This is a genomic window from Kitasatospora sp. NPDC091257 (genome assembly GCF_044757675.1).
GTDB lineage: Bacteria > Actinomycetota > Actinomycetes > Streptomycetales > Streptomycetaceae > Kitasatospora > Kitasatospora lactacystinica.
This window is the reverse complement of the sequence record NZ_JBIVVI010000518.1, coordinates 1-6,052: the sequence shown is the minus strand read 5'-3', so window position 1 is coordinate 6,052 and position 6,052 is coordinate 1. Positions and strand designations below refer to the sequence as shown.

5 protein-coding genes are annotated in these 6,052 nt (G+C 69.9%); 1 reads left to right on the top strand and 4 read right to left on the bottom strand.

The features are described 5' to 3' along the window. Positions 1-61: 61 nt before the first annotated feature. From ACIQOV_RS23170 to coxB, 3 genes are read right to left on the bottom strand one after another with little or no spacing between them, the layout of a single operon-like run. Positions 62-478, bottom strand: coding sequence for a cytochrome c oxidase subunit 4 (locus ACIQOV_RS23170; RefSeq protein WP_359897049.1), 417 nt, complete (start codon positions 476-478; stop codon positions 62-64). Beyond that, a complete protein-coding gene (gene ctaD, locus ACIQOV_RS23165) occupies positions 478-2,253 on the bottom strand; it encodes a cytochrome c oxidase subunit I (RefSeq protein ID WP_380545989.1) in 1,776 nt (591 codons plus the stop codon). Before ctaD ends, ACIQOV_RS23170 begins: the two co-directional genes overlap by 1 nt. Then, on the bottom strand, positions 2,250-3,104 hold the full coding sequence (gene coxB, locus ACIQOV_RS23160) for a cytochrome c oxidase subunit II (protein ID WP_380545991.1): 855 nt from the start codon (positions 3,102-3,104) through the stop codon (positions 2,250-2,252). The genes ctaD and coxB overlap by 4 nt, the downstream gene beginning before the upstream one ends. 239 nt (positions 3,105-3,343) lie before the next feature. Between coxB and ACIQOV_RS23155 the strand changes: the two genes are divergently transcribed. Further along, the gene (locus tag ACIQOV_RS23155) at positions 3,344-4,885 is read left to right on the top strand and encodes a cysteine desulfurase/sulfurtransferase TusA family protein (protein WP_401051269.1); all 1,542 of its coding nucleotides are present in this window, start codon (positions 3,344-3,346) and stop codon (positions 4,883-4,885) included. Between the two features lie 10 nt (positions 4,886-4,895). Here ACIQOV_RS23155 and ACIQOV_RS23150 read toward each other — a convergent pair whose 3' ends face one another. Continuing rightward, positions 4,896-5,873, bottom strand: a complete 978-nt coding sequence (locus ACIQOV_RS23150) for a carbohydrate kinase family protein (RefSeq protein WP_380635129.1) — start codon at positions 5,871-5,873, stop codon at positions 4,896-4,898. Between the last annotated feature and the right edge of the window lie 179 nt (positions 5,874-6,052).

The following is a 6,052-nucleotide window of genomic DNA, read 5'->3' as shown; positions in this document are numbered from 1 at the left end:
GGACGCAGCAGGGCCGGTCCCCCCGTGCGGGAGGACCGGCCCTGGTGCCGGAGGCGGGAACCTACTGGTTCTGGTTCTCGCCCCGGTAGAACTCGAAGACCCATCCGAAGATGCCGATCATGATGATCGGGGCGGCCCAGAACATCAGCCACCAGCCGAAGATCACGCCCAGGAAGGCGAGCGCGCCACCGAGCGCCAGCGAGAGCGGCTGCCAGCTGTGCGGGGCGAAGAAGCCCAGCTCGCCGGAGTCGTCCGCGACCTCGGCCTCGGGGTTGTCACCCGCGCCGCTGTCCACCCGGCGGGCGGTGAAGGCGAGGTAGTACCCGATGAAGGCGCACAGGCCGAAGGCCAGGAACAGCGCGGTGGTACCGGCCGCCTCGATGCCCTTGTCCGAGTGGTTGGTCCACAGGCCGTAGGTCACGGCCATGGCCAGCACGAAGACCGACAGGCCCAGGAAGATCTTTCCCTGTTCCTTCATCAGGCGTCACCCTCCTTGTTGCCCTTGCCCAGCTTCGGGGCGTCGTACTTCGCCGGGGTCACACCGGCGAGGTGCTTGGCCGGCTCGCCGTGGTTCTCCAGGTAGTCCAGCGCGGCGATCTCCGGGTGGTGGAGGTCGAAGGCCGGGGATTCGGAGCGGATCCGCGGGAGGGTGAGGAAGTTGTGCCGCGGCGGCGGGCAGGACGTCGCCCACTCCAGCGAGCGGCCGAAGCCCCACGGGTCGTCCACGGTGACCTTCTCGCCGTACTTGGCGGTCTTCCAGACGTTGTAGAGGAACGGCAGGATCGACAGGCCGAGCACGAAGGAGCCGATGGTCGAGACGGTGTTCAGGGTGGTGAAGCCGTCCGAGCTCAGGTAGTCGGCGTAGCGGCGGGGCATGCCCTCCGCGCCAAGCCAGTGCTGCACCAGGAAGGTGGTGTGGAAGCCGAAGAACAGCGTCCAGAAGGTGATCCTGCCGAGGCGCTCGTCCAGCATCTTGCCGGTCATCTTCGGCCACCAGAAGTGGAAGCCGGCGAACATCGCGAACACGACGGTGCCGAAGACCACGTAGTGGAAGTGGGCGACGACGAAGTACGAGTCCGAGACGTGGAAGTCGATCGGCGGGGAGGCCAGCAGAACACCGGTCAGACCACCGAAGAGGAAGGTGACCAGGAAGCCGACCGTCCAGAGCATCGGGGTCTCGAAGCTCAGCGAGCCCTTCCACATGGTGCCGACCCAGTTGAAGAACTTCACACCGGTCGGGACCGCGATCAGGAAGGTCATGAACGAGAAGAACGGCAGCAACACCTGCCCGGTGACGTACATGTGGTGCGCCCACACCGTCACGGACAGACCGGCGATCGCGATGGTGGCCGCGACCAGACCGGAGTAACCGAACATCGGCTTGCGGCTGAAGACCGGGATGATCTCCGACACGATGCCGAAGAACGGCAGCGCGATGATGTACACCTCGGGGTGGCCGAAGAACCAGAAGAGGTGCTGCCACAGCAGGGCCCCGCCGTTGGCCGGGTCGAAGACGTGGGCACCGAACTTGCGGTCCGCCTCCAGGGCGAACAGCGCGGCGGCCAGCACCGGGAAGGCCAGCAGGACCAGCACCGAGGTCAGCAGGACGTTCCAGACGAAGATCGACATCCGGAACATCGTCATGCCCGGAGCGCGCATGCAGATGATCGTGGTGATGAAGTTGACCGCGCCGAGGATCGTGCCGAAGCCGGAGAAGGCCAGACCCATGATCCACATGTCGCCGCCGATGCCGGGCGAGTGCACCGCGTCGGACAGCGGGGAGTAGGCGAACCAACCGAAGTTGGCGGCGCCGTTCGGGGTCAGGAAGCCCGCCACCGCGATGGTCGAGCCGAAGAGGTACAGCCAGTACGCGAACATGTTCAGACGCGGGAACGCCACGTCCGGGGCGCCGATCTGGAGCGGCATGATCCAGTTCGCGAAGCCGGCGAAGAGCGGCGTCGCGAACATCAGCAGCATGATCGTGCCGTGCATCGTGAACGCCTGGTTGAACTGCTCGTTCGACAGGATCTGGGTCCCGGGACGAGCCAGCTCGGCACGCATGACCAGGGCGAGGATGCCACCGATCAGGAAGAAGGCGAACGACGTGCCCAGGTACAGCGTGCCGATCGTCTTGTGGTCAGTGGTGGTCAACCACTTGATGATGGTCGAACCCGGCTTGCGGGTCCGCTGCGCCCCGACCGTGACGGCCTCGGCGCCCCCGCCGGCCGCGGCGGGCTCGTTGAGGATTGTCACTTCTCTTCACTTCCCATGGTGATCAGGCCGGAGGGCACCGCACCGTTCTGGCCCTTGGCGCGAAGCTCGGCCAGGTGCTTGTCGTAGTCGGCGCGGTCGACGACCTTGACGTTGAACAGCATGCGCGAGTGGTCGACGCCGCAGAGCTCGGCGCACTTGCCCATGTACTCGCCCTTGACGGTCGGCGTGACCTCGAACTTGTTCACCACGCCCGGCACGACGTCCATCTTCATCAAGAAGTTGACGGGCCAGAAGTCGTGGATGACGTCACGCGAGGTGAGGCGGAACTGAACCGACTCGTTGACCGGCAGCCAGAGCGTCGGGGCGTCCTTGGGCGTACCGACCTCGTACGCGGCGTCCCGGTTGGCCGGGTCGGGGGTCTCGGTGTTCTCGTAGTTGAACGCCCAGCTCCACTGGAAACCGACCACGTTGACGTAGTGCTGCGGCTTCTCGGAGGTGGAGGTCAGCTTCGCCTCGTCGCGGGCGACGAAGTAGAAGAGGACCGAGACGATGATGATGGGGACCGCGGTGTAGAGCGCCTCGATGGGCACGTTGTACCGGGTCTGCGGAGGGATCTCCACACCGGTGCGCTTGCGCCGGTGGAAGATCACACTCCAGATGATCAGACCCCACATCAGTACGCCGACCACCAGCGCCGCGATCCAGGAGCCCTGCCACATCTGGAGGACCAAGGGCCCTTCCTGGGTGACGGGACTCGGGAGGCCAAGCCTGGGGAGGTCGTTGGCCGAGCAGCCGGTGGCGGTCGCGATGACGAGGCCCAGTGCCAGCGCCTGAGGCAGCTTCCGCCGCATCGTGCGCCGCGGCGAGCGGTCGGAGCCGTTGGGACTCACGTAGCGCCTTCCCGAAGTCTCGCCCGCCTTCGCGTCGCCCCGGGGAGGAGTGTGAGCCTCCCCGGCGACCCGTCCACGGGCACGGTTTGAATGCTTATGCGGGCCAAACCCTACTCCAGCCTTATGCGCTCCTGACGGGCAGCCCCCGGTAACGCGCCGCCCGCTAGCCCGATCAGGCCCGGCGGGGGCTGCGTCGCAGGTCATCGTAGGCATTCGAGGTCCGTACGCCCGATCGGGGGATGACCTCGGACGACGTCCGTGACGGCCCGTCGGACGCGGACGAAGCGGACATTCGGGATGATCGACTGACGGCGGGTGAGCCGCGCGAGGGGCCCGGACACCGGCCGGGTGTGTCGTTAAATGTCACCGTGTACTTCGACGCGGCCTCGACGGCCCCTCTGCACCCCGTCGCGCGGCAGGCGCTGACCGCCGCCCTGGACGAGGGCTGGGCCGATCCGGCCCGGCTCTACCGCTCCGGCCGACAGGCCCGGATGCTGCTGGACGCCGCCCGCGAGACGGTGGCCGCGGTGCTGGGTACCCGGGCGGACGAGATCGCCTTCACCGCGAGCGGCACCCAGGCCGTCCAACTCGGCCTGCTGGGCGCGCTGACCGGGAACCGGCGGCGCGGCCGCCACTTCACGCACTCCGCGGTGGAGCACTCCAGCGTGCTGCACGTCGCGGAACGCCACCTGGCGGGCGGGGGCGAGGTCTCGGTGGCGCCGGTGGACCGCGGCGGCCGGGCCGACCCGGCGGCCTTCGGCGCGCTGCTGCGCCCGGACACCGCGTTGGCCGCGCTGCAGAGCGCCAACCACGAGGTCGGCACGGTGCAGCCGGTCGGCGAGGTCGCCGAGCTGTGCGCCGCGGCCGGCGTCCCGCTGCTGGTGGACGCGGCGCAGAGCGCCGGGCGGGTGGACGTCCCGGCGGGCTGGTCGCTGCTGACCGCGAGCGCCCACAAGTGGGGCGGCCCGCCCGGGGTCGGGGTGCTGGCCGTGCGCAAGGGCGTCCGGTACGCCTCGCCGCTGCCCGCCGACGAGCGCGAGGGCGGCCGGGTGCCCGGCTACGTCAACGTCCCCGCGATCGTGGCCGCGGCCGCCTCGCTGCGCGCCGTACGCGCCGAGGCCGAGCGGGAGAACGCCCGGCTGCACGCGCTGGTGGAGCGGATCCGCACCCGGGTGCCGCAGCTGGTGCCCGAGGTCGAGGTGGTCGGCGACCCGGTGCGGCGGCTGCCGCACATCGTCACCTTCTCCTGCCTGTACGTGGACGGGGAGGTACTGCTGACCGAGCTGGACCGGGCGGGCTTCGCGGTCTCCTCCGGCTCCTCCTGCACCTCGTCCACGCTGACGCCCAGCCACGTGCTGGCGGCGATGGGCGTGCTCACCGAGGGGAACGTGCGGGTCTCGCTGCCGTACGGGACGGCCGAGGCCGACGTGGAGCGCTTCCTCGCGGTGCTGCCGGACCTGGTGGCCGGCGTCCGGGCGCCGCTCGGGCTGGACCTGCCGGCGCCCGAGCCGGCGGCCGCACCCGAACCGGCGGCCCGGGAGTCGCTGCTGGTCATCGACGCGCTGGGCAAGCGCTGCCCGCTGCCGGTGATCGAGCTGGCGAAGCGGATCGGCGAGGTGCCGCGGGGCGGCACGGTCGCGGTGCTGGCGGACGACGAGGCGGCCCGGCTGGACATCCCGGCCTGGTGCGGGATGCGCGGGCAGGAGTACGCGGGCGAGGCCCCGGCCGCCGAGTACGGCGGCGACCGGGGCTCGGCCTACCTCGTGCTGCGTCGCTCCTGAGCGGGGCGGACTACTTGACCAGGTGCGCGCTGATCTCGGCGACCGCCTCGGCGCCGTAGGCCTCCTCGAAGCGCTTCAGGAAGGCGGCCGGGCGCAGCTCGTACTCCTGGGTGCCGACGGTCTCGATCACCAGGGTGGCGAGCATGCAGCCGAGCTGGGCGGAGCGCTCCAGGTCGAGGTCCCAGGACAGGCCGGCCAGGAAGCCGGCGCGGAAGGCGTCGCCGACGCCGGTCGGGTCGACCTTGGCCTCCTCCTTGGCGCAGCCGACCAGGATCGGCGCCTCGCCCTTGCGCTCGATCCGGACGCCCTTGCTGCCCAGGGTGGTGATCCGGGTGCCGACGCGGGTGAGCAGCTCCTCGGCGCCCCAGCCGGTCTTGCTCTCGATCAGCGCGGCCTCGTACTCGTTGGTGAAGAGGTACGCGGCGCCGTCCACGATCTCGCGGATGTCGTCGCCCTCCAGGCGGGCCAGCTGCTGGGAGGGGTCGGCGGCGAAGGCGTAGCCGCGGGTGCGGCACTCCTGGGTGTGGCGGACCATGCCCTGCGGGTCGTCGGCGCCGATCAGGACGAGGTCCAGGCCGCCGACGCGGTCGGCGATCGGCTTCAGCTCGATGTTGCGGGCCTCGGCCATGGCACCGGTGTAGAACGAGGCGATCTGGTTGTGGTCCTCGTCCGTGGTGCACATGAAGCGCGCGGTGTGCCGGGTCTCGGAGATGTGGACGGAGTCGCAGTCCACGTTGTTGCGCTCCAGCCAGCTGCGGTACTCGGCGAAGTCCGCACCGGCGGCGCCGACCAGGACCGGGCGCAGGCCGAGCACACCCATGCCGAAGGTGATGTTCGGCGCGACGCCGCCGCGGCGGATGTCCAGGGTGTCGACCAGGAAGGACAGCGACACGGTGTGCAGCTGCTCGGCGACGAGCTGGTCGGCGAACCGGCCGGGGAACGTCATCAGGTGGTCGGTGGCGATCGAGCCGGCAACGGCGATACGCACGGAAGGTCTCCTCAGGATGGCTGCGGGGCCAACGGGCAGGCGGGGATGAACCCACCCACGGTACCCGGCCCCGGGGAGCGCCCAGGCAAGAGTGCCGCAAGTTGCCGCCCGCACGGCCATGGTGGCACCCGTGGTCCTCGAACGTGTACTACCCCCCGGTAGCACTGGTGGGCGGCCGG

Bases quoted from the DNA above. Each gene is read 5' to 3' on its own strand.
- ACIQOV_RS23170 (WP_359897049.1), bottom strand. From the start codon at position 478: ATGAAGGAACAGGGAAAGATCTTCCTGGGCCTGTCGGTCTTCGTGCTG.
- ACIQOV_RS23155 (WP_401051269.1), top strand. From the start codon at position 3,344: ATGACCTCGGACGACGTCCGTGACGGCCCGTCGGACGCGGACGAAGCG.